Source organism: Nocardia altamirensis NBRC 108246, from assembly GCF_001612685.1.
GTDB lineage: Bacteria > Actinomycetota > Actinomycetes > Mycobacteriales > Mycobacteriaceae > Nocardia > Nocardia altamirensis.
In genome coordinates, this window is sequence record NZ_BDAY01000045.1 from 26,509 (window position 1) to 52,748 (window position 26,240).

A 26,240-nucleotide genomic window follows, 5' to 3' on the forward strand; every position below is an offset into this window, starting at 1 on the left:
TCCTCCGAAAGATCAGGCGCGGACGGAGTGTTCGGCGACGGTCCAGGCGCGGGACTGGTCGCTGCGGGTGATGCCGAGGCCGGGGCGCGCCGAGAAGTGCATCCGCCCGTCGGCGATGTCGAGGCGTTCGTTGAACAGCGGGTCGAACCATTCGAAATGCTCGACCCACGGCTCACGGGCATAGGCTGCGGCCAGGTGGAGATGCACCTCCATGACGAAATGCGGTGCCAGTTGCAGGTTTTCCTGATCGGCGAGCGCCATCACCCGCAGGAACGGGCTGATGCCGCCGATCCGTGGCGCGTCGGGCTGCACGATGTCGGCGCCGCCCGCGCGCATCAGCTGGGCGTGCTGGGCGGCGCTGGTCAGCATCTCGCCGGTGGCAATCGGGGTGTCGAAGGTCGACACCAAGCGGGCGTGGCCGTCGAAATCGTAGGCGTCCAAGGGTTCTTCGATCCAGGTCAGTCCGAACGGCTCGAATGCCCGGCACATGCGGCGCGCGGTGGCACGGTCCCATTGCTGATTGGCATCGACCATCAGCGGCACTCGGTCGCCGAATTTCTCCCGCACCGCCGTGACCCTGGCCAGGTCGACCGCGCTGTCGGGGTGGCCGACCTTGAGTTTGATGCCGCCGATGCCGTGTGCCAGCGATGCTTCCGCGCGCTCGAGCACCTCCTCGATCGGTGCGTGCAGGAAGCCGCCGGAGGTGTTGTAGCAGCGCACCGAATCCCGATGCGCGCCGAGGAGTTTGGCCAACGGCAGGCCGGCGCGCTTGGCCTTCAGATCCCAGAGCGCGATATCGAACGCGGCGATCGCCTGGACCGAAAGCCCGCTGCGGCCGACGGACGCCGCCGCCCACAGCAACCTGTCCCAGATCTTGGCGATATCGCTGGGATCCGCGCCGAGCAGCACCGGGGCCAGCTCCTGCGCATGCGCGAATTGTGCTGGGCCGCCTGCGCGTTTCGCGTAGCTGAGGCCGAGGCCGGTCAACCCGGCCTCGGTGCTGATCTCCGCGAACAGCACGGCCACCTCGGTCATCGGCCGCTGCCTGCCGGTCAGCACCTTGGCGTCGCTGATGCCGGTCGGCAGGGGCAGCGTGACCGAGGAGATCGTGACCTCGGTGATGCGGTCCATGGTCGACGCGGCGTTCACCCGGCCGCCGCCGCGGTGATCGTCCGCACCAGCGTGGTGAGCTCGCTGAGTTCCCCCTCGGTGAGATTGGTGAGCGGCGGCCGCACCGGGCCCGCGGGGCGGCCGATGGCGGCGAGCCCGGCCTTGACGATGGATACCGCGTAGCCGGGTTGCCGATCGCGGATGTCGAGATAGGGGATGACGAAGTCGCGCAGCTGCCGGTAGACGGTGTCCCGGTCGCGGGCGCGCACGGCGCGATAGAAGTCGAGCGCGAATTCGGGCAGGAAGTTGAAGATCGCGGAAGAGTAGGTGGTGACGCCCATTTCGGCGTACGGCAGCGCGAAGGTCTCCGCCGTCGGCAGGCCGCCGATGTAGGTGAGGCGGTCGCCGAGCCTGGCGTAGATCCTGGTCATCGTTTCGATATTGCCGACGCCGTCCTTGAACCCGATCAGGTTCGGGCAGCGTTCGGCCATCCGCGCCAGGGTGACGTCGTTGCAGGTGGCGTTGGCGCGGCTGTAGAAGATGACGCCGAGCGAGGTGGCCGCGCACACGGTGGCGACATGCTCGACCAAGCCGTCGGGACTCGACTCGGTGAGGTAGGGCGGCAGCAGCAGAATACCTTCGGCGCCAGCGACTTCCGCCGCCTTCGCCTGTTCCACGGCGGCGGCGGTGCCCGCGGTGGCCGGTGCGATGACGGGGATCCGGCCGCCGGTTTCGCCGACCGCCGCGCGGACCACCTGATCGATCTCGGTGGGGGTCAGCGAGAAGCCCTCTCCGGTGCCACCTGCCGCGAACAGCCCGGCGACGTCGTATTGGGCAAGCCAGGCAATGTGTTTGCGGTAGGCGGCCTCGTCGAACGTGAGGTCCGCGTCGAAATGCGTGACCGGGAATGACAACAGCCCTTGTCCGAGCGCGGGACCTAGTTCCGCTGCGGATAAATGTGACATGGTGCTCCTTTCACTGAGCGGGTGGTAGCGAGCCGAGCAACCGCACGACCCGGTGCAGGGCCGGGTTCGCGCAGTCGCGGCGCCACACCGCGTACAGGACAACGGGATCGTCGACGGCGTCCAGCGGCCGGAACCGCACGCCGTCGGGGTGGAGATGGCCTGCGGTCTCCGGCACCAGTGCCAGGCCACGGCCTGCGGCGACCAAGGCGAGCATGGTGTGCACCTGGGTCAGTTCATGGGTCGACGTATAGGGCACGGCGGCAAGGATTCCGGCGACCAGATCGGCGAAATACCGGGCCGGGCCCGGCGCGTACACCAGCAGCGTCTCGCCACCGAGCTCCTCGACCGCGATCGGGCCCTCGGCGGCCAGCCGGTGTGCCTCGGGCACCGCGAGCATGAGATGTTCGGAATGCACCAGCTCGCAGTCGAATTCGGTGCGATCGAACGGCGGCCTGGCCAATGCCAGGTCCAGCGTTCCGCTGCGCAGGTTCTCGAACTGGGCCGAGCTCACCATCTCGCGCAACACCACCTCGACCCCGGGCAGCCCCTGTTCCACATGGTTGAGGAATCTGCCGAGGAAGCCGAACCCGGACGCGGCGGTGAAACCGATCCGCACCTTGCCCGCGCCGCCTGCCGCGACGAGCCGCGCGGTGTCAGGCGCACCTTCGGCGAGGGCGAGCAGCCTGCGTGCCTCGATCAGGAACACCTCACCCGCCGGCGTCAGCTGCACCTGACGCTGGCCCCTGTCGAAGAGTTCGACGCCGATGTCGCGCTCGAGCTTCTGGATCTGCCTGCTCAGCGGCGGTTGGGTCATCCGGAGCCGGTCCGCGGCGCGGCGAAAGCTGCCCTCCTCAGCGACCGTGACGAACCCGCGGACCTGTTCGAGAGACACCATGGGATCCAGCCTGCCCGCATCGGCGCGCCGCTGCGGGCGATCCCGTAGCCACGACACCGAGCCTGCGTCGTCCTTGCCGGTCATGCAGTGCCCTTCATCGCGTGCCCGAGGGGCCCTCCGTGGTTACGCAAGCTGCCTCCTCCGGGCCCTGAGTCGGTCATGCGGCGGCCAGGTCGATGATCTCGACCCAGGTGGGGTTGCGGCCGACCGCGCAGCGGTCGCGGGCGGTGAGTGCGCCGGTGCGCGGGTCGATGGCGTAGGTGGTGATGGCATTGGACTTCTGGCCCGCCGCCACCAGGAAACGGCCGCGCGGGTCGATGGCGAAGCCGCGTGGTTGGGCTTCGGTGGCGGTGTGCCCGAGCGGGTCGAGCGCGCCCGGTGTGCCGCCGACGCGGAAGGCTGCGATGGTGTCCGAGGTCCGTTCGGACACATAGAGGAAGCGGCCGTCCGGCGTGACGTGCACGTCCGAGGTCCACGGGCTGCCGGAAAAGCCCTCGGGCAGTGCGGATATCGCCGACAGGCGGGTCAGCGTGCCGGTCGGGTCGAGCAGGTAGCTGTTCACCGTGCCGTCGAGCTCGTTCGCTACGAAGACGACGCGGCCGCTCGGGTGGAAGACGAGATGCCGTGGGCCAGCGCCGAGTTCGGTCTCGACCGCCGCGGGGTGATGCGGGGTCAGGCTGCCGGAGACCTCGTCGAAGCGGTACTGCAGCAGGTGATCTCCGCCGAGCACCGCCGCGAACACGTGCCGGTTCGTCGGGTCGACGACGATCGAATGTGCGTGTGGCGCAGTCGCGATCACCTCCAGCGGCGACGCATCGACCGTGCCGTCCGCCGCGATCGGATTGATCGCGATCTTGTCGCCGGTGTAGGAGGCGCTGAGCAGAAACCGCCCCGTCCGGTCGGTGCTGAGATAGGCCATGTTGTCCGGCAGCGGCGTGGTCGAGAGGTGTCGCAGCCGCCCGGTCGGGTGGATGGCAAAGGTCTTGACCGCGAACGGTTCCGAACGGATCCCTGCGTAGAGAAAGCGGTGCTCCGGATGCACGGCCAACGGCATCACCGTGCCGTCGACCTGCGCCGACCCCACCGGCGTCAGCACGCCGGTGGCGTCGAGCAGCAGCACCGAGATCTCGTGACTGTCGGCGTTCGACACGTAGACGAGGGTCTGGTCCACGCCGGTCACGCCCGTTCCGTGGCTGCCCCGCCGACCCTGGCCCGCAGGTCGAGTTCGATCTGCTCCAGGCTGCGCCCGTTGGTTTCCGGCACGAACCGCTGCACGAGCAGGAACAGCACCACGCTGACCCCCGCGAAGACCCAGGCCGAACGGGCAAGGCCGAGATGGTCGTTCATCACCGGGAACAGGAAGGTGATGGTGAATGTCGAGCTCCACAGCACCACGCTGCCGACACCCATGCCGACGCCGCGCACCCGCAGCGGGAACACCTCGGCCATCATCACCCAGACCACCGCGCCCCAGCCCAGCTCGTAACCGGCCAGGTAGACGTTGAGCAGGATCAGCGTGGTCAGGCCGGTGACCGTGTTGTTGTCGACGGTCAACACGACGACGCCCAGCAGGAACAGCGACACCGCCATGCACACGTTGCCGAGCAGCAGCAACGGTTTACGACCCCAGCGGTCGACCACGAAGATCACCCAGGCGGTGAACGCCACCTTGACGACGCCGAGCACGATGGCTGCCAGCAGCGAGGTCGAGTTGCCGAAGCCGAGATCGGTGAACATGGTCGGCGCGTACAGGTTCACCGCGTTGACACCCGAGAACTGTTGGCCGACAGCGAGAATGAGCGCGACGACGAGCGCGGGCCGCGCCCACGGCGCGAGCAGGTCACGCAGCCTGCCTCGCTGCTGTGCGTCGAGCTGGTTGACGGTGCGGATGTTGTTGAGCTCCTCATCGATCTCGGTGGAGCGATGCGTGCCTGCGAGCACCGCGCGTGCCTCCTCTTCCCGGCCTGCCTTCACCAGCCAGCGCGGGGTCTCGGGCAGCACGGTCATGCCGACGAACAAGACGACCGCAGGGATCACGGCGACACCGAACATCAACCGCCAGTTGCCGGATCCGGACAGCGCCCAGTCCACGATGTAGGCGAGCAGGATGCCGGAGACGATCATCAGCTGGTTCAGCGTCGACAACGCGCCGCGGGCCCTGGTCGGCGCCAGCTCGGACAGGTAGGTGGGGACCGTCGCGGAGGAGCACCCGACCGCGATGCCGGTGACGAAGCGCGCGAGCACCAGCACCGGCACGTTGGGGGCCACCGCGCAGCCGAGTGCGCCGACGCCGAAGACCGCGGCGGCGATCATGATCGTGCGCCGCCTGCCGAGCCGGTCGGTGATCCGCCCGGCGATCGCCGCGCCGATGATCGCCCCGGCCGCCAGACAGCCGCCGATGACACCCTTCGTCACCGAGGTCAGCTCCCAGGAATCCTTGAGGAACAACAACACTCCGGAAATGACACCGAGGTCGTAGCCGAAGAGGATGCCGCCGAGCGCGCCGAAGAAATAGAGGAAATGAACATTGGTGCCGATGGCGGATTTCCTGGCCTGAACCGTGGATTTGAATGACATTGTGCTGCGCTTCTTTCGCGGTCGAGCAAGTGCCCTCACTCGATGCGTGCCGAGGAGGGGCGAGTTTCGCTGGAGTCAGAGCGGATTCGGTTTGCCGAGTGGGGTTTCGAGGAAGGGGCCGCCGACATAGGTCGGCTCGACGGCAAGGCCGGTCGGAACATCGGCCGCGAACTGCTCGGCGTCGTCCGCACTGCGGTAGCCGAGTGCTTCGGCTTCCTGGAGCGAAACGATGGCCCTGGTGTTCTTCGAGACGCCCCAGATCACTTGGAACCCAGGGCTTTCCGCGGCAAGGCACGCCTCGAACAATCGTGCGCCGTCGTCAGGGGACAGCCACGTCGACAATCCGCGCTCGTCGTGTGGGCGTTCGAAACATGAGCCGATCCGGATGCAGATCACGTCCATGCCGAACCGTGAGTGATAGAGGCTGCCGAGCGCTTCGATGGCCGCTTTGCTGACGCCGTAGTAGGTGTCCGGTCGCGGGGGCGCTTCTGCGGCAATGAGATTCGGCGCCGCCTCGCCGACGACCCGATAGCCGACGGCATGGTTGCTCGACGCAAGCACGACGCGGGAGATGCCCGCCTCGCGCGCGGCGTCGAGCACCGTCTTGGTGCCGTCGATATTCACCGCGAGCATCCGCTCCCAGCTGTCCTCGCGACTGATGCCGCCGAGGTGGATCAGCGCGTCCACGTCCCGGCACGCGGCCGCCATGGTGTCGGGGTCGGTGAGGGAGCCGTGCACGATCTCCACCCGCTCATCCGGTGCGGCGGCGGGGAGTTCGGTCAGGTCGAGCAAGCGCAGTACGCGATCGGGGCGGCGTAGTCGTGGCCGCATCAGGGTGCCGATGCCGCCGCCCGCACCCGTGATCAGAATTCGGTGATAGCTCATGCGGCATCAACTCCGTTCCGCGAGCAACCGAAACAGCCTGGTGACCGGGATCTTCCACTCATCATGTGTCCTCCTGTGCCCTGCGGCGAGTGTGGGGTGGGTCACTCATCGCGCGACGTGTCAGAAGGTTAGGCGGCAGGACTGATGCCTGTCCAACACTCTTTCGATATCGACTGATGCTGTCCGGGTATCAGTCCAGGGCGGCGCGCACGGTGTCGCGTAGCCAGAGCTGTGCCGGGTCCGCGTCGAGCCGTGCGTGCCAGCACAACCGCACGTCGAGGTCGGGGAGCTCCGCGGGGATCGGGAACCAGCGAAGCCCGAGCGCTTGACCGTACTGCTCGGCAAGGCGCTGCGGCGCCAGCCCGACATAGTGGCTCGTGGAGACCAGGAACATGGCGACGGCGAGGGTGGGCACGACGGCGGCGACGCGGCGCTCCAGCCCCGCCGCCGCCAGCGCCTCGTCGAGCGGACCGCGGTCGCGGCCTCGGCGCGAGGCCGAAACATGGGGATGTTGGCAGAGTTGCCGCAGCGTCGGGCGGCGGCGCCTGCCGAGTGGGCTGTCGGCGCGGACGATGCCGACCATGCGCTCGCGATACAGCGGGGCAGTGCGGAGGTCGGGCGTCGCGACGTCGCCTACGCCGATGTCGAGGTCGACCGAACCGTCGCGCAGCGCCTCGGTGCTTTCGGTGCCCTCGGTGACGAAGCGCAGGGTCACGCCGGGGGCCGCCGCGGCGGTGGCTTCGACCGCGGTCGTCGCCAGGGTTGCCGCGACGCCGTCATTGATGCGAATGGTGAAGGTGCGCTGCAGTTCCGCGATCGAGATCGCGCGGTCGGCGGTGATCAGGGCGGACGCCTCGTCGAGCAGCGAACGCACCCGTGGTGCGGTGCGCAGCGCGAACGGTGTCGGCGCCATCCCGCGACCGGCGCGCACCAGGATCGGGTCGCTCATCGCCCGCCGCAGCCTGCCGAGCGCCCGGCTGGTTGCCGGGATGGACAGGTGCAGCTGCTCCGATGCTCCGGTGACACTGCGCTCCTGCAGTAGTGCGTCGAACACTCGCAGCAGGTTCAGGTCCAGGTGCTCGGGCATAGTTGCATCCTAAGCAAATATAGGTTGTCAATGTTGCGTGGCACGGAATCCACCGAGTTCATACCGTTCTCGGCATGTCACTCAACATGCTCGACCCGGCATCGCGGGCCAACGATCTGCCACCTCGGCCGGTCGCGCGGCGCGGCCTGCTCGCGGTCATGTGCGCCTGCGTCGTCCTGGTCGTCGGCATGGTCGCCGCGATCAACCTGGCCGTCCCGATGCTCGCGGCCAGCGCACTGCATCCGTCCGCGTCGGCACTGATCTGGATCGTCGACACCTACGTTATCTTCTTCGCCTGCTTGGTGATTCCCGGCGGCGCCGCCGGAGATCGCTTCGGGCGCAAGGGAGTTCTGCTCACCGGCCTGCTGTTGTTCGCGGTGGGCGCGCTGATTTCGGCGGTGGCTCCGAATGTGGCGGTCCTGCTGATCGGCCGGGCGGTCACCGGTGTCGGCGCGGCTGCCGTGCTGCCCAACACCCTGGCCATCCTGATGCACGCAGTCCCCGCGGCACGCAAGGCGCCGACGATCGCGGTCTGGGCGTCGATGTCGGGTATCGGCGGCATCCTCGGCAATGTCGGCGGCGGCGCGGTGCTGTCAGGCGGTTCGTGGCGTTGGTTGTTCGTTGCCGCCGTGCCGATTTCGCTGGTGCTCGCTGCTGTCGTCGGCATGGTCGCGCCGGTGTCGGCGCGCCATGATCGTCGCATCGATCTGCCAGGCACGGTGTTGCTGGTCGGCGCCTCGGTCGCGTTGCTGCTCGGCATCGTGCAAGGGCCGGAAGCGGGCTGGGGGAGCGCGCTGGTGATCGGTGGGTTCGTTTGCGCGGCTGTGCTGTTCGTCGGGTGGACGATTGTCGAACTGAAGGTCGAACATCCGTTGCTCGATCCACGACTGTTCCGCCTGCCCGGACTGCGCAGCGCCTGCCTCGGCATGACCGCCATCTTCTTCGGCATGTTCGCGCTGTTCTACGTCAACGCGTCATACCTGCAGTACGTCAAGGGATTCAGCGTTTTGCAGACCGGACTCGGCGTCATCCCGTTGACCGTTCCGATCATCCTCGGCACCCGACACGTCGGACGCCTGGCGCACCGCATCGGCCTCGACGCCACCGTCGCGCTCGCCTTCGCCTGCGTCGGTGGCGGACTGCTCGGCCTGTCCACCAGCACCGCGCAGTCGCCCTACCTCGCCTACGCCGCGTGGCTCGTGGTCACCGGAATCGGTGTGACGCTGGCACTTCCGACGCTGTCCGCCGCCATCGCGGGCTCGCTGCCGCACGCCCAAGCCGGTGTCGGCGCCGGATTACAAGCCACCACGCGGGAATTCGGCAGCGCCCTCGGCGTCGCCGTCATCGGCACCGTGCTCACCGCACGATTCGTCGACGCCATGCCGTCGGACATCCGCGCAGGCCACGATCCGCACACGGTGGCTCAGGCGCTCGCCGCAACCACCGCCGACCGCGCCAATGACGTTGTCGCAGCCTTCGTCTCGGCCGCCGATCTCGGCTTCCGTGTGATGGGGGCGATCGTGCTCGTCCTCGGTGTGCTGGTCGTCGGAGAGTCGCTGCTGGCGCGCCGACGTGCCCGGAAATAAGACTGGGTGGGTGGGCCCGAAGGCACACCCACCCAATCGGTCCGCGGAGCTGGCGTCATTGCCCCGCGGAGTTCTGCTACGCGAGCGTCTTCGCGTCGGACAGTCCGGTGCGCTCCAGCTTGGAGTGCTTCCGGGAGTAGAGGACGTACACGATGAGACCGACGACCAGCCAGATCGCGAACCGGTACCAGGTCGCGTACGGCAGCGACCAGATGAGGTAGAGCGAGAAGCCGATACCGATCAGCGGGACGACCGGCATGAACGGCAGCTTGAACTGGCGCGGCTCCTCGGGGCGGGTGCGCCGCAGCACGATCACCGCGACCGAGACCACGATGAACGCCATCAGGATGCCGATATTGGTGAGCTCGGCGACCACGGTGATATCGAGCAGACCGGCCATGATCGCGGCGCCGACGCCGACGATCCAGGTCACCCGGGTCGGCACCTTGCGCACCGGGTGCGTCTTGGCGAACCACTCGGGCAGCAGCCCGTCCCGGCTCATCGCGTACCAGACACGGGTCACGCCGAGCATGAAGGTGAGCACCACGGTGACGATGCCGACGATCGCGCCGATCGCGATGATGTTCGCAATGCCCGGCATGCCAACGGATTCGAAGGCGGTGGAGAAGCCGCTGGTCGGGCTGATCTCGGTGTACTTCTGCATGCCGGTCAGCACCAGCGTGGCCAGCACGTACAGCACCATCGCGATGGCGAGCGAGTAGAGGATGGCCTTCGGCAGGTGCTTCTTGCCGTCGGTCGACTCCTCGGCGGCGGTGCTCATCGCGTCATAGCCGAACACCGCGAAGAACACGGTGGCCGCACCGGTCCACACGGCGCCGGTGCCGAACGGGAAGTACGGGGTGTAGTTCGAGCTGTCGATGTGGAAGACACCGAGCACGATGATCAACACGACGAGCGCGACCTTGATGCCGACCGCGACGGTCTCGAACCGGCCGACGCTGCGGATACCGCGTGAGAGCAGCCATGCGGTGCCGAGACAGAACAACACCGCGAAGAGGTCGATCACCTTGCCGTCACCGGCCTCGGTGTGCGCACCCAATATCGCGTTCGGCAAGTCGATGTCCACCTGCCCGAGCAGGAAGCGGAAGTAGCCGGACACGCCGATGGCGACCACCGCAGCCACCGCGATGTACTCCAGCAGCAGGTCCCAGCCGATGAACCACCCTGCGAGCTCACCGAGTGAGACGTACCCGTAGGTGTATGCGGAGCCCGCCTTCGGCACCATGCCCGCGAACTCCGCGTAGCAGAGCGCCGCGGCCGCGCTGGCGACACCGGCAATCAGGAACGAAATGAGCACCGCGGGACCGGTGGTCTTGTTCGCGACCGCGCCTGCGAGCGTGAAGATGCCCGCACCGATGATGCCGCCGACGCCGATGGCGGTCAGCTGCCACAGGCCGAGCGACTTGGACAGCTGTTCGTCGGCGGGGGCGGCCTCGTCTTCGACCTGTCCCAGGGGTTTGCGGCGCAGCATTTGGCCACGCAAATCCGCGATGGACATGTGTTTCCTTTCTCCTCCGCGCCACGCAACGGTGCGTAATGCGGGTCACACTTCGAGCTGTGGTTACTAAATACGACCACAGCCCCGCTGTGATCGGTGAGTTGGCCAAATAATGTTCACCCTGGTTGGCCAACCGGACGGGCGCGGCTCGGGCTCGCCTGTCCTGACCGACCCCGGGAACGCGCCCGCCCCGGCCGATTCCTGCGGCCGGGGCGGACCCGTGGCGGTGACTACCGGATTCAGCGTGCGCTGCCCGGTTTCAGTGAGCGGAGGAAGAACGCGACATTGGCCGGACGTTCGGCCAGCCTGCGCATGAAATAGCCGTACCACTCGTCGCCGTAGGGCACGTAGACCCGCAGGTGGTTGTCCTCCTGGACCAGCCTGCTCTGTTCCTCGTCGCGGATGCCGTACAGCATCTGGAACTCGAACTCGTCGGCCTTGCGCTGCGTCGACTCGACGTACTGCTGCGCGGCGGTGATCAGCGCCGGGTCGTGCGTGGCGACCATCGGGTAGCCCTCGCCCTGCATCAGCACCTGAAGGCAGCGCAGATAGGACTCGTCGACGGCGGCCCTGCCCTGGAACGCGACCGACGCGGGCTCCTTGTAGGCGCCCTTGCACAGCCGGATCCGCGAGCCGGGGCCCGACAGCTCCCGGCAGTCGCCCTCGGTGCGGTGCAGGTAGGCCTGCAGGACCGTGCCGAGGCTCGGGAAGTCGCGGCGCAGCGCCTTCACGATCAGCAGGGTGGAGTCGGTGGTGGTGTGATCCTCGGCGTCGACATTCACCCAGACGCCTGCGGCTTCCGCGGCCGTGCAGATCTGCCGCGCATGATCGAGCGCGATCGCGTCGCCATCCCGGGCCAGGGACTGGCCGAGTGCCGACAGCTTGAGCGAAACCTCTAGCGGCCGAACCGATTCCGAGTCGGTCTTGACGTCGAGCTCGGCCATCGCGGACAGCATGTGCAGATAGTGCGTGACCGTGGTGCGGGCCTGCTCGATGTCGGTGGTGTCCTCACCGAGGTAGTCGATGGTGACGTAGCGGCCGGAGGCGAGCAGGGATTCGACGGCGGCGACCGCCTGATCCGCGGTGCTGCCTGCGACGAAACGATCGACCAGTTTCTTGGTCATCGACATCTTGGTGATAGCGCGCTCCATGCGGGGAGAGCGCGACGCGGCCAGCATGGCGGGCCGCAGCAGGGTCGAGAATGCCATCACGCCTCCTGATGCGGGTAGCGGTGATCGGTCGCCGGGACGAACGTTTCCTTGATGGTGCGCGCCGAGGTCCAGCGCAGCAGGTTCTGCGGCGAGCCTGCCTTGTCGTTGGTGCCCGAGGCACGCGACCCGCCGAACGGCTGCTGCCCGACCACCGCGCCGGTGGGCTTGTCGTTGATGTAGAAGTTGCCTGCGGCGAAGCGGAGTCCCTCGGTCGCCGCCGCGATCGCGGTGCGGTCGTCGGCGATGATCGCGCCGGTCAGCGCGTACGGCGAACCCTTGTCGACCAGCTCCAGGGTCTGCTCGAACGCGCCCTTCACCGAGTCGTCGTAGACGTGCACGGACAGGATCGGGCCGAAGTACTCGGTGGAGAACGCCTCGTCGGTCGGGTCCTCGCCGAGCAGCACGGTCGGGTCGACGAAGTAGCCGACCGAATCATCGGCGTGGCCGCCCGCCGCGATCGACAGACCAGGGGTGGCCTTCGCACGGGCGATCGCCTCGGCGTTCTTGTCGAAGGCACGCCGATCGATCAGCGCGCCACCGAAGTTGCTGAAGTCGGTGACATCGCCGTACTTCAGCGTGGCGACCTTGTCGATGAAGTCGCTGCCCATCTTGGCCCACACCGACTTCGGGACGAACGCGCGCGACGCGGCCGAGCACTTCTGGCCCTGGTAGTCGAACGCGCCGCGGATCAGCGCGGTGGTCAGCACCTCGGGATCGGCCGAGCTGTGCGCGAGCACGAAGTCCTTGCCGCCGGTCTCGCCGACCAGGCGCGGGTAGGAGTTGTACTCGCTGATGTTCGCGGCGACCGCGCGCCACAGGTGCTGGAACGTCGCGGTGGAGCCGGTGAAGTGGATGCCGGCCAGGCGCGGATCGGGCAGCGCCACATCCGAGACCTTCGGGCCTGCGCCGTGCACCATGTTGATGACGCCGGGAGGCAGGCCGGCCGCCTCGAGCAGCTTCATCGTCCAGTACGCCGCGACCGACTGGGTCATCGCCGGCTTCCAGACCACGGTGTTGCCCATCAGCGCGGGCGCGGTCGGCAGGTTGCCCGCGATCGCGGAGAAGTTGAACGGGGTGATCGCGTACACGAACCCGTCCAGCGGGCGGTACTCGACCTTGTTCCACACGCCGGGCGAGGAAATGGGCTGGTCGGCCAGGATCTGGCGGGCGAAATGCACGTTGAAGCGCCAGAAGTCGACGAGCTCGCACGGGCTGTCGATCTCGGCCTGGTAGGCCGTCTTCGACTGACCGAGCATCGTTGCGGCGGCGATGGTTTCGCGCCACGGCCCGGCCAGCAGGTCCGCGGCACGCAGGAACACCGCGGCCCGATCCTCGAACGACATCGCACGCCAGGCAGGCGCCGCGGCGGTGGCCGCGTCCATCGCGTCCTCGACGTCGCGCGGGCGCGCCGGGGTCAGCGTGCCGAGCACGGCGGCGTGGCGGTGCGGCTGCACGACGTCTATCGTCTTGCCCGAACTGCGCCGGTGCGTCCCGCCGATCACGTGATGCACCTCGGTCGGAGTCGAGCCGAGCTCTGCCAGCTTCGCCTGCAACCGTGTACGTTCCGCACTACCGGGCGCGAACGTGCCTACCGGCTCGTTGACCGGCCGCGGTGTGGACACGATGGCATCCATGATTCCTCCTGCTGGATGTGGCAATACTGCGGTCAGCCGAAGTCAACACCGGAAAAGTACGCGGGAAATGGGCTAAAAGGACAAAGATGGGATGAGTGTGTTGTCGAGTTGGCCGAAAGGCGTAGTCGTGGCTGTTGATAGTGGGCTGGTTGCCGCGGACATCGACCTGTTCGGTCTCGCGCAGATCGTTGCGCAGAACGCCGGCGGGATGGTGTCGATCGAAGACCCGCAATCCCATGTGCTGGCGTACTCGGCCTCCGATGAGTCGGCCGACCAGTTGCGGGTGATGTCGATTCTCGGGCGGGAAGGGCCGCGCGAGTATTTGACGGTGTTGCGAAAGTGGGGGGTGTTCGATCGGCTGCGGAGCACCGATGAGGTCATCGATGTGCCCGAGCACGACGAGTTGAACATCAAACGCAGGATGGTGGTCAGCATTCGCCATCCAGCCGACGGGGCGGCGCGGGCGCCTCGGGTGCTCGGGTCGATCTGGTTGCAGCAAGGAGATCGGCCGTTCAAGCCGGACGCGGCGGAAATTCTGCGCGGGGCCTCGGCCATTGCGGCTCGGTTGATCTCGCGCAGTCTCGATGCGCCGTCCACCGAGGCGTTGCTGGTGCAGCGGTTGTTCGGGGAGGGAAGTCCCGCCGATATCGCGTCCGTGGCGAGCACGTTGAACCTGCCGATGACCGGGCCTGCCGCGGTGGTCGGGTTCGCGTTGACCGCGACCGAAACCGCTGCTGCCATTGAGCCTTCGGCGTTGGGGAACATGCTTCGGTTGCGCGCCAGCTCGTTTCGCAGCGACTCGGTGACCGCGACGCTCGGTGATCGGGTGTATGTGCTGTTGCCGAGCTACAAAGCCGCGCACGCGGTGACGGCGTGGACGCGGCAGTTGGTCGAGCAGCTCGACACCAAACGCTCACTGGCGTTGCGGGCGGCGATTGCCTGTCCGGTGGGTGATTTGAGCGGGGTGGCCGGGGCTCGGCGTGAGGTCGATCGGGTGCTCGACAGCACCGTCGCGTCGTATCCGCGTGGCCGGGTGACGACGCTGGCGGAGTCGCGGACCGCGGTGCTGCTCGGTGAGATCCTCGATCTGGTCGGAACGCGGTCCGAACTGCATGATCCGCGGTTGCGTGCGTTGTCGGAGTACGACCTCAAGCACTCGGCGAGTCTGCGGGAGAGCGTCGACATCTATCTGCGCGAGCACGGTGATGTGCGGGCCGCCGCGGCGGCGCTGCAGGTGCACCCGAATACGTTGCGCTACCGCATTCGTCGCGTCGAGGAGATTCTCCGCGTCGACCTCACCGATCCCGCCGATCGGTTGTTGCTCGAAATCCAGTTGGCGTTGCACCGGCGTGAGCACGGTCGTGATGGGGGACCCGCTGCGGGTTGACCTGCGTTCGCACTCGTTCTTGGAATCCGCACCGTCTCTGTTGATCCGCACCCACTCCGGGCACCCGGAACGGGTGCGGATCCACGGAGCGGGGTGCGGATCTCAGGCCTGGCTAGCCTTGTGTCACCGACACTTTCCGGCGGCGGCGTCGTGAATCCCGGCGATCATCGACTGGCGGTCTGTCTCGTTGAGGCTCGGCCATTGCGCGGACTGCGGAAGCAACGCGATCGAATCCTCGGCGGTCTTCTTCGCGGACTCCTCGCTGACCGCCTTCAACTTGCTCAACACCGGTAGATAGTCCTGGCACGTCTTCGCGCGCACCTGCGCGTTCGTCGCCGCAGTGGCCGGCTTCGAGTCGTCGCTGCCCGAACCACATCCGGACAGCAACAAGGCAGCCCCAATTGCCAGTAAGGCAATGCTTTTCATCCGCAACTCCTCATCAAAGTTGCGGTGACGCTACCTGCCCGTACCCGGCTCGTCCATTCGACCGGGGATCTGCAGTTGTTATTTCGGAATGTTTCGGCGGCGACGGATCCTCGTGTGCCAATCGCGGAGAGTTGTTTCGGTTTCCGTGGCTCGTGTGCTAGCGTGGCCCGCGAAGGGGTGTCATCTGGGGGGATTCGCCTGTGGCACAGGCCGATTCGTTCTCATTTGATTGCTGAACAGTGTCTGCACACGGGGGTGTTCATGCGTATTCGAAGCAAACATGCGGGATTTTTCGGATTGCTGACCTGCGTTATGGTCGGCGTCGTCGCAGCGGGCTCCGCCGCTGCCGAACCGTTAGCGGATAAGTCGCGGGAGGTCACCACCGACGACGGGTGGCAGGTGCGGATCACCAAGACCGACGAAAACCTCGACAGATATCCGAATCTCGCCGCCACACCGTTCACTCGGGAAGGGTTTGTCAGCCTCAAAGCGGTCACCGACATCGACGGCATGGGCAGCGCGCCGGTGAACGCCGGAACGATCACGCTCGGCTATCAGATCGGTTGCCAGGTCGACGTAACCAGTGGTGTGACAATAGGATTGGCGATCGGCCCGAACATCTCCATCGGCATCACCACGCTGGGAGTCGGTGGTAGTGCGAGCATTGCGCCGACAGTGACGCTCAAGCCGGGCACGATCACCACAATTCCATTCGGCACCAAGCCCTTGGCTGGACGCCATGGTTCGATCACGTCGGACCAGGTCCACATCAAAATCGACGGCTGCATGGGCCCGGTGAGCCTGCGCTCCTACGCGCAGGTGAACATCTCCACGCCAACCGCGGACAATTCACTAGCCGTCTACGGCGACCCGATCTACTTGTGAGACAAGCGATGTCACCGAACAAGACAATCGGATGGCTCGCTTCGGTTCGGCGTCACTTCGGCATCGTCGTCATGGTTGCCGCGCTGGCCGCCGGTATCGGCCTGCTGGTCACCGCCAACGGAACACCCGATGCGGACGCGAAGCCGATCAATCCGTATGTGCCGTGCCCACAATGGCAGGAAATGCATCCCGGCTGGCCGTGCTGGGGCAACTTCCCGGAGATCGAAGAACCGACCGCGCCGACACCGCTGCAACCTTCGCTGCCCAGCGCGCCTCCGTCCGCGCCACCGGCGCAACCACCGGCTGGGGCACTCACGCCGCCGTCGGCGCGTCCGGCGCCGGATCCGTGCACGGCGATCATCGCCGTTCCCGGGTACCGGCCACCGGCGCTGCCCGGCCAGCCTGCGAATGCGCCCTGTTCGTCGGGGGAGGAGCCGCGACGGGTACCCAGTCCACGGGAGCTCCTCGAGCCCTACATCCGGCCTGCTTGCGGGTTGGCACCCTTGGGCTCCGACGTCGTGCACGAGATCGTCACCGAGATCGTCGGCCCGCTCGAAGCTGAACTCGGATCAGAGGATCCGTTGGTGGCCAGGGTCACCGAACGTGCCAACTTCCACAACAAGGAGTGCCTCGGCAACAAGAACCAGATCAAAGAGAAGGTCTGGGAAGAGGTTCGGAACGACTGGTACAAGAAGTATCGCGACCGCAACATGAAACGCGACCGCAAGAAGAAGTGGTGCAGCGTGACCGACACCAGCAAGGACTGTGAAGGACTGGTCGCGGTGTGCTTGCCGAGCCCGCGCAGCAAGCGTCTCCCTGCCACCTTGAGCCCGGTCCAGCTGAGGAACCTGAAGGAGCAGCGCGACAAGTACATCGACGCTGCGAACGACCTGACCTATGCGAACCCGGGGAGCCCGTTGACGAGGAAGAAGCTCACCGAGGCAGACGAGATCCTGGTCGACCGGGCACGAGAACGGAAACGAAACAGCGACAGGGCCACCTACTACCCACCTAAGGTCGACACCGACGTGTACCCCTCGGGAACGATCCATGCGGGCCATCTGCCTGACACCACGTGGAGCGGAAATCCGGACCCGCTGCCGAAATTTTGGCTGCCGATGGATGGGAGCTTGAACAGTTCCATCGGCAGTCAGGCCGAGAAATATCCGGAGAACTACAAGGCGCGGGCGTTCGTGCCAGGTGAGTGGATTGCCGGCGTGGGGTGTGTGCCGCAGGTCGATCCGCGAGTTCTCCGAGCAGTACCACCCACGATCGCTCCCTACTAGAAGATGTCAACGAGCCCTGCATGCGAAAGGAGCAGAGCGTGAGGTTCTTCCGCACCACGGTGATGCTGATGGCGGCGCTGGCCGCGACCGCAGCATGCTCGCGGCCAGCCAGTGACGATTCCGGCGACTGGTGTACCGACACGATCGCAGCTTTGACCAGCGAGCAGAAACGCTGGTACGACTACGACAAAACCCACGGCGGGGAGAACGAGGATCTCACTCAGTTCCTCACTCCGCCGAACCCGCCTGCGACCACCGAGCAGATCGATGCCGCTGAGCAGCGTCTCGGGAAGCGATTCGATCGTCAGCTGCGGGAGTGGCTCGGACACGCGAATGGTTGGCGATTCGTCTTCGGATCGACCGCCTTTTTCTCGACCGAACAGTTGACCAGGGAGTCGCCGGAACGCGAGATCTTTCTGGACCTGCTCGATGAATCCGAGGTGTCTGCAGACGAGTTCGGGGTGCGCTCGTTCGATGACCTCATTCTGATCGGCGCCAACAACGACCAAAGCCGGTTCGTGCTGACCGTTGGATGCGAAGGAAACGGTGCGTGCGCCAGCGCGCCGGTGTGGACCTTTGGCCGCGAAACCAGGACGTATCCCAGTCTCCGTGACTACCTGACCACTATGGTCGATCAACTGAGGACCGTGCACCGCTCACCGTAGCTGCCCATTCCTGACCTCGGTCGTGCGCATCGTTGCGCTGGCTGCTTTGTTCAGGTCGGTGAGATAGGCGTTGTAGGCGAGCAGGTCTTCATCGCCGAGCCGGTCGCGGTACTTTTCGCTGATCGCGCTCTCGCGTACTTCGTCGCGCCGCCATCGGATCGCGAAAACCACGACGACGATGAACGCGACGGGTTCGCCGTACGCCCACGCGAGCCCGCCTGCCGACTTCTGGTCGGCGAGGACGTCGACGCCCCACCCGGCCGGCGGGTTCTCGAACATGCGCACCACCGGCTCGGTCGCCATCATCAGGATGACGCCGATGAACACGTGCAGCGGCATCTCCACGAACAGGTCGAAGAACCGGCCGAGGTTGGTTTGGCGGATCGGCAGCGGCCCGATCGAGAGCACCGGCACGACAAAGAGGATTCCGCTCGCCAGGAAGAAGACCTCCAGCGACAGATGCCCGGCGACCGACGAACCGACGACGTCGAGGATGGAGGTGAGGTAGACGCCGTAGTAGCTGAACAGGAACAGCGGGATGGTGAATCCGGGATGCAGGAGCAACCGTGTTGTGCGGCTGCGTAACCCGGCGAGTGCCGTGATGAGCAGGAGTCTGCCGAGCCCATGGTGTGGTGTCGCTCGCAGCAGCAGCACGCCCGGCGATCCGAGCACCAGCAATGGCGGGATCGCCATCGATAGGGTCAGATGCTGAAACATCCAGGCACTGAACAGTTTGTAGCCGTAGCCTTCGATGGCAAGCCCGGTCACCGTCGCCAGCAGCAGACAGCCGCTGAGAAAGCATGCCGTCCGCCACCACGGCCACGTCCGGTTGCGTCGCCGCAGCAGTACGACGCCGAGCACGTACAGCGCCGCGGCGGCGATGGCGATCGCCGGGAGCAGCGGGAACGGTTGCGGCTGCCACGACAGCATCGCACCGAACGACGGTGGTGCCTCCGGCAAGTCGATCAGACCGCGCCGTACCATCCAGACCTCCACTTTTCGAGCACTGAAAACCGTTGCGGGCGTGGGCAACCCGGTTGGTCGGAACCGCTACCCGGGGAGTCCGCGCTGCACATGCCATTCGAGGGTTGTCGACCGGACCCTGATGCCCGAAGTCCTCGGTGCGCGCGACCGCCCTCGTGACGCCGGATCATCTACGCCGTCGCAACTAGGTATGATGTGCGCATGCGTGCATGCATCCGACCCGTACTGTCTACACCATCCGTCCGGAGCGGCGCACGGTGACCAGCGGTCGTCGTGGTCGGGTGCGGGAGTTTCCCGGCCTGGGTCGTAGGGTTTGCTGGCATGCGAGCGTCTCTCTATCCGCCGAAGCTGAAGCCTGGGGATCGCGTCGCGGTCGTATCGCCCTCCAGTGGGCTGCCGCAGATTTTCCCGCTGCCTTATGAGCTCGGTGTGCGCAGACTGCGCGAGGACTTCGGTCTAGAGCCGGTGGAGTATCCGACCACTCGTCGGATGGGGAGTACTCCGGCCGAGCGCGCTGCCGATCTCCATGCGGCCTTCGTCGACCCCTCGATCGCCGCAGTGATCGCAAGCATCGGCGGGGACGATCAGCTCACCGTGCTGCCGCATTTGGATCCAGAGTTGTTGTCCGCCAACCCGAAACCGTTTTTCGGCTACAGCGACAACACCAACCTGCTTGCCTATCTCGCAGGGCTGGGCATCGTCGGCTATCACGGCGGCACCGTCATGGTGCAATTCGGTAGACCTGGCGCGATGCACCCGCTGACCGTGGACTCGTTGCGCGCCGCCCTCTTCACCTCCGGCGAGTACGAGCTGCGCGCCGCCGACTCCTCCAGCGACGTCGACCGAGACTGGGCCGACCCGGCCACCTTCACCAGCACACCCGTCATGCAGCCCTGCGGTCCGTGGATCTGGCACAACGCGGGACGCGTCATCACCGGCCCGAGTTGGGGCGGCAACCTGGAGATCCTGTCCTGGTTACTCATGGCCGACCGCGCGATCCAGCCCGTCGCCGCCTATGCCGGGGGTGTGTTGATGCTGGAAACGTCTGAAGAGTTGCCCTCGCACACTGAGGTCTACCGCATCCTGCGCAACATGGGCGAGCGCGGCCTACTGTCCCAATTCGCCGCCGTCCTTGTCGCCAAACCCAAGACCTGGTCCCTCGACCGCCCGACCACCTCGCTCGAACAGTCCGCCTACCGCGAGAATCAACGCACCGCGATACTGAAGGCCCTCGCCGAATACGCCCCCGAAGCCACCGCCGTCTTCAACCTCGACTTCGGCCACACCGACCCCCAATTGGTCATGCCCTATGGCGGCCGAATCCGCATAGACGGCATCGCCCGCAAGATCTTCGTCACCTACTGACGAGACACGCTCTGGGGCAATCGAATTGGTCGGCTGATCAGGGGCTACTGGTGGTCAGTAGATCGGCCAGTTACCTGGAGTCATGAGCTCGAGCAGGTGGTTGTCCGGATCCCGGAAGTAGATGCTCTGCCCGCCGCGTACCCACTGGGTTCGTCCTTCGATCGGTATGTGGTGTGCGTTGAGTTGCGTTTCCCACTCGGCAAGTTGGTCCTCCGATACGGCGAAGCACACATGCAGCGGCCCGCTGCCGTCGTGCGGTGGGATCTCACCTTTCGGTAGGTCGGGGCCTGCCAACACTGTTGGTTCCAGTGAGGCGCCGCGCTGGAAGAGGAGGAGGACGTTGTCGCCTCCGACGTCGTATGCGCACAACCTCTCGGTGTCCATCAGCGGCTCGAGTTGCATGACATCGCGGTAGAAGTTTCGAGCACGGTCGAGGTCGTCGACATACAAGGCGGACTCGACAATGCGATCAAGCTTCGGCATGAGCTTCCTCCTGCTGGGGTACCTCGGGCGACCCCATGTTGGTACCTGAAGCTAGGTTTAGGTCAAGCCGGTGTAGATCTGCGGCATGAAAGGCACGGTGCGGCAGGATGATTGCACGGATGGGCGGGCTGGCGATGTTATCTGTACGGTCCACAGTTCAGGGGGTAAGGGTAAGGAATGCAGAGGTGGTAGGGATACGGCCGGTTTAGTTCGTTCCGTTGATTCCAGTCGGCGAGTTCGGGTTCGGTCGGATATCGGTTGTTCACCCTGAGGGATCCGCTTCCGTGGGCGGCGGGGCCGACCTCCCAGAATGCCTCGGAGAATTGAGGGAAGTCTCGCATCAGGCGTCTGTAACTTTCGGTTACCGCGGCGAAGTCGTTCGCGTTCACCAGCTTCAGTGAAATGCCGCCGACGGCCGTGTCAGGTCTCCTGCGTTGGTCGCTGCTTTTGTACTCGTAGTAGTCCCATGTGTGGTACGTCCATTTCACCTCGTCCTGGGGGAAAGCTTGGCGGAGAGCGAACCAGAGCGCTAGTCGGTCTGTGGCCGAGTCGAGCCCTGATTTGCCTGTTGTGAAGGAGCTTTCGGCGACGCCTTGCCGGACTTTGATGTCGTACTCCCACGGCAGGAAGTCCGGTGCAGCTGTTGTCTGTTCACGGAAAGCCTCGATCACGGCTTTGGCCTGCGCCAGGGTTGCCTCCTCGGTCAGCATGACAACGGCCGAGAACGGGCCTTGGCTTGGGGCAGCGGTGGAAACCTCGCGGACTCCTGGCATTCGGCCGAGCGCAGTCTTGATGGCCCTCGACTCTCGATGGAGCAGCGGCCGGTCGTCGTAGCTCACGAAATCAGCGACCTGCCAACCGATCCAGGACGAGACGAAGACGCCGATCAGCGCGATCAGCGCTCCGATGACCCGATGCCGACCGTGCGGGGCGCGGGGATCGATCATCACCCACGCCACAAGGAGTGTGAAGATGGCACCGAGGTAGCTGACGACAAGCGCGATGGGTGCCATTTCTTTTCGGCACTCCAGGTAGTCGCAGGCGTCGGTGAAGGTCAATGACAGCGGCGCGAGCAGAGCGATGCACGCTGCGACGGCAAGGACGATCCAGGGCGCGCGGCGTGCGGCGGCACGCTGTCGGGATTCGCGGATCTTCGGTTGTTCGACGGACACGTGCGCACCGGGTTTCGCTGGTCAGGTTCAGGGCGAGGTTCGGCTGAGAGTAGAGGCGAGCGCGCCTGGTGTCAGGACCCGAGTTCCGGTGGCGAACGTGTTGTCGCGGAAGGAAGACGCCGAAACCGGCCACCGCCGGGAGTCCGAGCGCGATGGGCAGAAAGCGCTTGGGGGCGAGGTGCGGCGGTGCTGATCGTGACGACCGGAGGCCTTTGCAGGTGATGACCAACCGGTTTCGGCTGATGCCAGTGTGGGCGGGAGCACTTACGAACCACTTATGAACCGCTAACGGTCGGTCGGGGGAGGTCGCCGGTATGACTGCGTAACGCACCCTCGCGCTCTACAGTTGACTGCACCTGGAGCCTGGACCTGGGCAAAGCCCGGTCCGGCGCGCTACGCGGCAGCCCGCCGCACGGAGGCACGAGATGACGACCCAACGGCCGGTGCTCACGGCTGGCTCGCTGTTCGGGCCCTACCGGCTGGATCGGTTGATCGGGCGGGGCGGCATGGGGGAGGTGTTCGAGGCCTACGACACCGTCAAGGACCGGACGGTCGCGATCAAGGTGCTGCCCGAGAAGCTCAATCACGATCCGGTTTTCCGGGAACGGTTCCGGCGCGAGTCGCATGCCGCGGCCCGGCTCAAGGAGCCGCACATCATCCCGATCCATGACTACGGGGAGATCGAGGGTCGGCTCTACATCGATATGCGGTTGGTCGACGGTGCGAACCTGCGTTCGGTGCTGAAAGCCGAAGCGCCGCTTGCGCCGGACCGTGCGGTCGCGGTGATCCGGCAGGTGGCCGCCGCGCTCGATGCCGCGCACGCCGACGACCTCGTGCACCGAGACATCAAGCCGGACAACATCTTGCTCACGACGGACGGCTTCGTCTATCTGGTGGATTTCGGTATCGCCCAGTCGAGTACGAGCGAGAGCTTGACTTCCGATGGGTCTGCGGTCGGCTCGTTCCACTACATGGCGCCGGAGCGGTTCACCTCGCGGCTGGTCACCCCGGCTGCCGATGTCTATGCGCTGGCCTGTGTGTTGTACGAATGCCTCACGGGGGCAAGGCCGTATCCGGCGACGACCGACGGCGAGGTGATGCGCGCGCACCTGGTCGAACCGCCGCCGCGGCCGAGCATGGCGCGCCACGAGGTGCCGCAGGCGTTCGATGCGGTGATCGCGCGCGGGCTGGCCAAGAACCTGAACGATCGGTATCCCACGGCGGGCGAGCTCGCTGCCGCAGCGGAGTCCGCGCTGACCGACGGCGACGTCGACCCGGCGGCGCGCGGTCCGCGAGAAGTGCTGCCGGACAACGAAATACCTACCCAAGCGGACACCGGGCAACTGTGGACACCGACGCAGGTGACCTTGCCCTCGCGGCCTGTGGTGACCGGGCAGTCAGAAGTAGGCGACGTGCCAGGGGAGACAAGGGAACTTGCGAAGGGGGAGTGGCGCGCGGAAACCGGTCCTCCGGCGTCAACACAGCAGTCCGCAGCGGCAGGGGAGGTCGTCGAAACCTCGCAGTCGTTGCCTGCGGCGCAACGGCTGGTGGCGGACGAACCCGCGACGGACTCGCAGTCTCCAACAGTCGATGCCACCGATCGGCCGCCGGCCGCCGATCCGGGCTCGGCTCGCGTGCCAACCCCGTCGCGAACCCATCGCCGCATACTGCAGCTTGTAGCGCTCACGACCATCGTGATCCTGTGCGCCACCATCGCATTCACCACCTGGGCGCTGACCGACACCACCGCGGGCACCGCCGTCGCCAACTCCAGCGCACCGCGCGGCCCCGACATCGAGCTCCTCTCCATCGTCGGCGCCTCCGGCTACAAGCGCTTCAACTGCGCCCACCGCGACCCCGACGCCACCACTGTCGCCGTCGTCTTCTGCGACCCGAATCCCGCCGCCAGCGACCCGGCGGCGCGGTTCCTGCGCTTCCGCACCCTCGACCACCTCCGCGCCTACTACCGCGGCTTGTTCTTCGACGTCTTCCGTTCGACCAACTGCCCAGGCGATCCGCCGGGCCAGGACGGCCCCTCTGTCGTCGACGGCAAGGAGGTGGGCCGGAAAGCTTGCTTCGCCAGCCGCGCGGACGATCCCGCGGTCCCCAAGCCGGGACTCGTCCTGACCAACGAATCCGCCCTGGCGGTGGGCATCTTCCTGTGGGCGACCCCTGACGAGCAGCGACTGCGCGACTACATCGCCTTCCGCAACGCCTTCCAGTTCAAATCTGTTGACGCCGCCCAGGACCCGGATCACTTCACTCCGGCCGACCGCGCCGTGCTCGACCGCCTCCAAGGCGACTTCGGCCCGAACAACTGCCGCCACGTCGACCCGCCCGTCGGGCCCGCGAACGCACTGCTCGGGTGCGGCACCCGCGTTGGTTTCCCGTCGGCTTCGTTCGTCGGCATCCCGGACCGCCAGCAGGCCAAGATCCTCTATCAAGCCAACCTGGGTCAGTTCGCTGGTCACGCCTGTGGCGGTGCGCAGGCCCCTGATGACGTGTGGCGCAAGGACTCCGGCCCGGTCGGCCGCTTCTTCTGTCACCTGGACAACAGCACCGGCCCGGCGACCTGTCTGATGGCGGTGCACGACGAATTCCTGCTCGCCGCACACTTCTGCACGTTGCGCGCCGACGACCCGGACCCGGGGCCGAAGACCGAAGCAGACCTACTCGCCTGGTTCCGAAAGTATTTCGGCTGACTAGGCCTCCGGCGGCACCAGCATGAACACCAACTCGTATTCGCCGATCCGAATCGTCGCACCGTCGGTGAGCGCGACACTGTCGACAATTCGCATCCCTTCGACGAACACCCCGTTCGAGGACAGCAGATCCTTGATCAGATAGGTGATTCCGTTGTGCAGGATGGCCGCGTGATGCCTGCTGACTTTGCCGTGCTGGAGCACGATGTCGTTGTCCGGCAACCGTCCGATCCTGGTGATGGTTCCGGTGATCGCGTAGGTGGTGCCCGATCGTTCTCGCAGCAGCGCGGTCGGCCCGCCCGAGTTCAGATCGACGATGGTCGTCGCCCGAAACGACGAGATGGCGGCCTTGGCGCGGAGTTCGAGCGGTTCCTGCCGCAGGATGCGCGCCTCCAGCTCCCGGATGGGCGGGCTCGGGTCGATGCCGAGCTCGTCGGACAGGGTCGCGCGCAGTCGCCTGGCGGCGTCGAGTGCGTCGGATTGCCGTCCGTCCACGTACAGCGCGGTGATCAACTGTTCCCACAGTGGTTCGCGCAGTGGATATTCACCGACCAGCAGCGCGAGCTCGGACACCACCGCCTCGGCCCGCCCCTCCGCGATATCGGCTTCGGCCCTGCCTTCGATAACGGCAAGGCGGTCGTCGTCGAGCACCGTGGCATACGCGTCGGCGAAACCGAGTCCACGCAGGTCGGCAAGCACCGGACCGCGCCACTGAGCCAATGCGCTGGACAGCAATTCGCTCGCCGTGCGGAACCGCCCCGCGGTGAGCGCGCGCAGCCCGGCCTCCTTGCGCACCCGGAACCGCTGCACGTCGCTGGCCTCGTCGGCGACCGATACCCGGTAGCCTGCGCCGACCTGAGCCAGCATCACGCGAGCATCGAGCCCGTTGTCACGCAGGGGTTTCCGCAGATTGGACACGATGGTGTGCAGGCTGACGCGGATATCCGGCGGCGGACTTTCCTCCCAGACCGCCTGTGCCAGCGCCTCGATCGCCACCGGCCGGTTCGCGTTGATCACCAGATAGGCGAGCACGGCTCGCTGTTTGGGCCCGCCGAGGGCCTGCGCGACACCGTCGATCGCCAGCTCGACCGCGCCGAGGACACCGAACTGTGCGCGCACCGCGGTCATGGCCACACTCCTCACGACGTGACAACACCCACACGCCGCTTGTGAGCGTAACCGGCAAGCACAGCTGAGCGCCATCGGTCCGATATCTATTGTGCCTGGCCTGCAAGGGTTTCCGACACTTTTGGACACTCGAGAGGTTGCCCTTGGCGATTCGATCAGGGATCCTGGATGGTCACGGCATTCGACGTAGCACAACTGCCGCACTGGCCAGGGCGTGTTCACCCGCCCGCAACTCTTCCGGCAACGCCCGTGCGATCGCGGTTCATCCGGGGTTACCCGGCGGCGCTT

22 protein-coding genes are annotated in these 26,240 nt (G+C 66.2%); 7 read left to right on the plus strand and 15 right to left on the minus strand.

Annotation, left to right across the window (positions count from 1 at the left end):
- Window positions 1-12: 12 nt before the first annotated feature.
- The 7 genes from NA11_RS23150 to NA11_RS23180 form a co-directional block, all read right to left on the minus strand.
- Entirely contained in the window at window positions 13-1,149 is a 1,137-nt protein-coding gene (locus tag NA11_RS23150; RefSeq protein ID WP_281197057.1) for an L-talarate/galactarate dehydratase, read from the minus strand.
- Window positions 1,146-2,075, minus strand: a complete 930-nt coding sequence (gene kdgD, locus NA11_RS23155) for a 5-dehydro-4-deoxyglucarate dehydratase (RefSeq protein ID WP_069164068.1) — start codon at window positions 2,073-2,075, stop codon at window positions 1,146-1,148. Before kdgD ends, NA11_RS23150 begins: the two co-directional genes overlap by 4 nt.
- A gap of 10 nt (window positions 2,076-2,085) precedes the next feature.
- A complete protein-coding gene (locus NA11_RS23160) occupies window positions 2,086-3,054 on the minus strand; it encodes a LysR substrate-binding domain-containing protein (RefSeq protein WP_245746094.1) in 969 nt (322 codons plus the stop codon).
- A gap of 73 nt (window positions 3,055-3,127) precedes the next feature.
- Window positions 3,128-4,150 (minus strand): lactonase family protein, encoded by a 1,023-nt coding sequence (locus tag NA11_RS23165; RefSeq protein ID WP_245746095.1) that lies wholly within the window; start codon window positions 4,148-4,150, stop codon window positions 3,128-3,130.
- Entirely contained in the window at window positions 4,147-5,547 is a 1,401-nt protein-coding gene (locus NA11_RS23170) for a sugar porter family MFS transporter (protein ID WP_069164069.1), read from the minus strand. Before NA11_RS23170 ends, NA11_RS23165 begins: the two co-directional genes overlap by 4 nt.
- 75 nt (window positions 5,548-5,622) lie before the next feature.
- Window positions 5,623-6,432 carry an NAD-dependent epimerase/dehydratase family protein gene (locus tag NA11_RS23175; protein WP_069164070.1) on the minus strand — a complete coding sequence of 270 codons (810 nt, stop codon included), beginning with the start codon at window positions 6,430-6,432 and terminating at the stop codon, window positions 5,623-5,625.
- Window positions 6,433-6,622: 190 nt separating this feature from the next.
- Window positions 6,623-7,519 (minus strand): LysR family transcriptional regulator, encoded by an 897-nt coding sequence (locus NA11_RS23180; protein WP_069164071.1) that lies wholly within the window; start codon window positions 7,517-7,519, stop codon window positions 6,623-6,625.
- A 74-nt stretch (window positions 7,520-7,593) separates the two neighbouring features.
- Here NA11_RS23180 and NA11_RS23185 point away from each other — a divergent pair, with 74 nt between their 5' ends.
- Window positions 7,594-9,105: an MFS transporter gene (locus NA11_RS23185; protein ID WP_069164072.1), complete on the plus strand. Its 1,512-nt coding sequence runs from the start codon at window positions 7,594-7,596 to the stop codon at window positions 9,103-9,105.
- Between the two features lie 76 nt (window positions 9,106-9,181).
- Here NA11_RS23185 and NA11_RS23190 read toward each other — a convergent pair whose 3' ends face one another.
- From NA11_RS23190 to pruA, 3 genes are all read right to left on the minus strand, one after another.
- Window positions 9,182-10,624 carry an amino acid permease gene (locus NA11_RS23190; protein WP_069164073.1) on the minus strand — a complete coding sequence of 481 codons (1,443 nt, stop codon included), beginning with the start codon at window positions 10,622-10,624 and terminating at the stop codon, window positions 9,182-9,184.
- A 239-nt stretch (window positions 10,625-10,863) separates the two neighbouring features.
- Window positions 10,864-11,832, minus strand: coding sequence for a proline dehydrogenase family protein (locus NA11_RS23195; RefSeq protein WP_069164074.1), 969 nt, complete (start codon window positions 11,830-11,832; stop codon window positions 10,864-10,866).
- Window positions 11,832-13,469, minus strand: a complete 1,638-nt coding sequence (pruA, locus tag NA11_RS23200) for an L-glutamate gamma-semialdehyde dehydrogenase (RefSeq protein WP_069164075.1) — start codon at window positions 13,467-13,469, stop codon at window positions 11,832-11,834. Before pruA ends, NA11_RS23195 begins: the two co-directional genes overlap by 1 nt.
- 127 nt (window positions 13,470-13,596) lie before the next feature.
- Here pruA and NA11_RS23205 point away from each other — a divergent pair, with 127 nt between their 5' ends.
- Window positions 13,597-14,856 carry a PucR family transcriptional regulator gene (locus NA11_RS23205; protein WP_069164076.1) on the plus strand — a complete coding sequence of 420 codons (1,260 nt, stop codon included), beginning with the start codon at window positions 13,597-13,599 and terminating at the stop codon, window positions 14,854-14,856.
- Window positions 14,857-14,979: 123 nt separating this feature from the next.
- Here the strand turns inward: NA11_RS23205 and NA11_RS23210 are convergent, their stop codons facing one another.
- Complete coding sequence (locus NA11_RS23210) at window positions 14,980-15,282, minus strand: hypothetical protein (RefSeq protein ID WP_069164077.1); 303 nt, start codon at window positions 15,280-15,282, stop codon at window positions 14,980-14,982.
- Window positions 15,283-15,444: 162 nt separating this feature from the next.
- On the opposite strand from NA11_RS23210, the gene NA11_RS23215 reads away from it, so the two are divergent.
- The 3 genes from NA11_RS23215 to NA11_RS23225 are packed head-to-tail and all read left to right on the plus strand — an operon-like array spanning window position 15,445 to window position 18,118.
- Window positions 15,445-16,167 carry an MspA family porin gene (locus NA11_RS23215; protein WP_245746097.1) on the plus strand — a complete coding sequence of 241 codons (723 nt, stop codon included), beginning with the start codon at window positions 15,445-15,447 and terminating at the stop codon, window positions 16,165-16,167.
- An 8-nt stretch (window positions 16,168-16,175) separates the two neighbouring features.
- Entirely contained in the window at window positions 16,176-17,453 is a 1,278-nt protein-coding gene (locus tag NA11_RS23220; RefSeq protein ID WP_069164079.1) for a hypothetical protein, read from the plus strand.
- A gap of 38 nt (window positions 17,454-17,491) precedes the next feature.
- Window positions 17,492-18,118 (plus strand): SMI1/KNR4 family protein, encoded by a 627-nt coding sequence (locus NA11_RS23225; RefSeq protein WP_174567716.1) that lies wholly within the window; start codon window positions 17,492-17,494, stop codon window positions 18,116-18,118.
- On the opposite strand, the gene NA11_RS23230 is transcribed toward NA11_RS23225, so the two are convergent.
- Window positions 18,110-19,102, minus strand: coding sequence for a cytochrome c oxidase assembly protein (locus tag NA11_RS23230; RefSeq protein ID WP_069164122.1), 993 nt, complete (start codon window positions 19,100-19,102; stop codon window positions 18,110-18,112). The genes NA11_RS23225 and NA11_RS23230 overlap by 9 nt on opposite strands.
- Window positions 19,103-19,423: 321 nt before the next feature.
- Here NA11_RS23230 and NA11_RS23235 point away from each other — a divergent pair, with 321 nt between their 5' ends.
- On the plus strand, window positions 19,424-20,467 hold the full coding sequence (locus NA11_RS23235; protein ID WP_069164081.1) for a S66 family peptidase: 1,044 nt from the start codon (window positions 19,424-19,426) through the stop codon (window positions 20,465-20,467).
- 54 nt (window positions 20,468-20,521) lie between these two features.
- Here the strand turns inward: NA11_RS23235 and NA11_RS23240 are convergent, their stop codons facing one another.
- Window positions 20,522-20,950, minus strand: a complete 429-nt coding sequence (locus NA11_RS23240) for a VOC family protein (RefSeq protein ID WP_069164082.1) — start codon at window positions 20,948-20,950, stop codon at window positions 20,522-20,524.
- A 137-nt stretch (window positions 20,951-21,087) separates the two neighbouring features.
- The gene (locus NA11_RS23245) at window positions 21,088-22,122 is read right to left on the minus strand and encodes a hypothetical protein (RefSeq protein ID WP_069164083.1); all 1,035 of its coding nucleotides are present in this window, start codon (window positions 22,120-22,122) and stop codon (window positions 21,088-21,090) included.
- Between the two features lie 425 nt (window positions 22,123-22,547).
- On the opposite strand from NA11_RS23245, the gene NA11_RS47220 reads away from it, so the two are divergent.
- Window positions 22,548-24,824 (plus strand): serine/threonine-protein kinase, encoded by a 2,277-nt coding sequence (locus NA11_RS47220; RefSeq protein ID WP_069164084.1) that lies wholly within the window; start codon window positions 22,548-22,550, stop codon window positions 24,822-24,824.
- Here the strand turns inward: NA11_RS47220 and NA11_RS23255 are convergent, their stop codons facing one another.
- On the minus strand, window positions 24,825-25,952 hold the full coding sequence (locus NA11_RS23255; protein WP_069164085.1) for a BTAD domain-containing putative transcriptional regulator: 1,128 nt from the start codon (window positions 25,950-25,952) through the stop codon (window positions 24,825-24,827).
- Window positions 25,953-26,240: the final 288 nt, after the last annotated feature.